Genomic DNA, 2,391 nt, shown 5'->3' with positions numbered 1-2,391 from the left:
CTGGTGGCGCCGGGGGGCTATCTGGGGCTTTGTTCCTGCTCGCATGCGGCCGATTTGTCGGCGTTCCGCAATGCCTCGGCGCGCGGTATCGGGCGCGGCGGGCGGCGTGGGCAACTGATCTTTACCGGCGGTGCGGGGCCAGACCATCCGATGCTGCCGCAACTGGCCGAAAGCGCCTATCTCAAGGCGCTGGTTTTCCGGCTCGACTGATGCGCGCGCTGCTCGATGCTTGCGTGCTCTACCCCACGGTATTGCGCGAAATGCTGGTGGGGGCGGCGGATCTGGGGTTTTATGAACCGCTCTGGTCCGAGCGGATTCTTGAAGAATGGGCCCGCGCCACGCGCAAGCTAGGACCTGTCGAAGAAGTCTATGCGCGTGCCGAGATCGCGGCGCTGAAAGCGGCGCATCCCGGCGCGAGTGTTGCGCGGCGCGAAGGGCTTGAGGCGCGGTTGCACCTGCCCGATGAAAACGACATCCATGTGCTCGCCGCCGCAATTGCCGGGGGCGCGGATGCCATCATCACGCTGAACCGCGCCGATTTTCCGCGCGGCATTCTGACCGCCGAGGGGATTGAACGGCGCGACCCTGACGGATTTCTTTGGGAATTGTGGTCGCACCACCCCGCCGAGATCGCGGCGCTGGCCGAGGACGTGCGCGCCCGTGCCGAAGCCGCGCGCGGCGCGCCGCAACCTTTGCGCGCATTGCTGAAGCGCGCAGACCTGCCACGGCTGGGCAAGGCTTTGGCTGGTTGACACCCGCACTGGCCCCAATATGCGGGCAATGCTAGACTTCCGATTTGGAGGGCGCTAGAAAGCCCGCGTTTGCGCTAACATCAAGGAGCCTCCCCGTATGGTTTCGCGTGTCATCCCGGTGGACCCATTCGATCTGGTGATTTTTGGCGCAACCGGCGATCTGGCGCGGCGCAAGATCTTGCCCAGCCTTTATCGGCGGTTTTTTGGCGGGCAGGTTCCTGACGAGGCGCGCATCATCGGTGTCGCTCGAACCGAGCTGAATGACGAACAGTTCCGCGAACAGGTTGCCGAGGCGCTGAAAGAGTTCGTGGACGAGTCCAAGCAAAGCGCCGAGCAGATCGCGGCTTTTCTGCGCTGCCTGCACTATGTGACCATCGACGCCACGGGCGAGACTGGCTGGGAAACGCTCAAGGCGCTGGTGCGGCCAGATCTGGTGCAGGCGTTCTATTTTTCAGTCGCGCCCGAGCTTTTCGGCGCGCTGGCTGATCGGCTGCACAACTACGGTATTGCCCAAGCGGATGCGCGCATCGTGGTGGAAAAGCCCTTTGGCCGCGATCTGGTTTCGGCGCGCGCGCTGAACGATACGCTCGCGGCGCATTTCACCGAAAGCCAGATTTACCGGATCGACCATTACCTCGGCAAGGAAACCGTGCAGAACCTGATGGCGGTGCGCTTTGCCAACATTCTGTTCGAGCCGCTCTGGAACGCGCAATACGTTGACCATGTGCAGATCACGGTGGCCGAAACCGTGGGGGTCGGCGGGCGCGGGGCCTATTACGATACCTCGGGCGCGATGCGTGACATGGTGCAGAACCACCTCATGCAGCTATTGTGCCTGATCGCGATGGAGCCGCCCTATCACTTCGACCCCAGTGCGGTGCGCGACGAAAAGCTCAAGGTTATCCGCGCGCTCGACCCGCTCGGGCCAGAGGATATCGTGCGCGGTCAGTATGTTGGACCGAACGGGGCCAGCTACCGCGACGATGCTGGCAACCCCGACAGCCGCACTGAAAGCTATGTGGCGCTGCGCTGCCATGTCGCCAACTGGCGCTGGAAGGGCATCCCGTTCTATCTGCGCACCGGAAAGAAATTGCGCGCACGCACCTCGGAAATTGCGGTAGTGTTCAAAGAGCCGCCGCATTCGATCTTTGACGATGCGACCGACTGGCGCGAGAATATGCTGGTGATCCGTCTGCAACCAAACGAGGGCATGAACCTGAAGATGATGATCAAGGAACCGGGACCGGGGGGCATGCGCCTTGTGCAGGTGCCGCTTGACATGTCTTTCGCTGACGCACTCGGCGAAGAGGGGGCGGATATGCCTGATGCATATGAGCGGCTGATTATGGATGTGATCCGTGGCAACCAGACTCTGTTCATGCGCGGCGACGAGGTCGAGGCCGCATGGGCATGGACCGACCCGATCATTGCGGGTTGGGAGGCTGCAAAGACGCGCCCGCAACCCTATGACGCAGGCTCGTCCGGCCCGGAAGACGCTTTGATGCTGATGCACCGCGATGGCCGCCGCTGGCGCGAGATCCGCGAATGATGTTGATCGAATACCCCGACCGCGACCTGATGGCGTTGGCGCTGGCCGACCGGATCGCATCCGAACTGGCGCAGGCGCTGCGCAGCGCGG

The 2,391-nt window shown here is 63.1% G+C and carries 2 protein-coding genes and 1 pseudogene; all 3 read left to right on the top strand.

Annotated features, from left to right (window positions below):
- Positions 1 to 210, top strand: a pseudogene (locus ABY403_RS15745) (RlmI/RlmK family 23S rRNA methyltransferase); the annotation flags it as partial.
- The gene (locus ABY403_RS15740; protein WP_372841763.1) at positions 210 to 752 is read left to right on the top strand and encodes an RSP_2648 family PIN domain-containing protein; all 543 of its coding nucleotides are present in this window, start codon (positions 210 to 212) and stop codon (positions 750 to 752) included. The pseudogene ABY403_RS15745 and the gene ABY403_RS15740, both read left to right, overlap by 1 nt.
- A gap of 97 nt (positions 753 to 849) precedes the next feature.
- On the top strand, positions 850 to 2,301 hold the full coding sequence (gene zwf / locus ABY403_RS15735) for a glucose-6-phosphate dehydrogenase (RefSeq protein WP_372841762.1): 1,452 nt from the start codon (positions 850 to 852) through the stop codon (positions 2,299 to 2,301).
- The last annotated feature ends 90 nt before the right edge of the window (positions 2,302 to 2,391 follow it).

It is taken from the genome of Phaeovulum sp., from assembly GCF_041596715.1.
Taxonomy (GTDB): domain Bacteria; phylum Pseudomonadota; class Alphaproteobacteria; order Rhodobacterales; family Rhodobacteraceae; genus UBA6213.
Note: the sequence above shows the minus strand (reverse complement) of the source record. Positions and strands in the feature narration are given on the sequence as shown.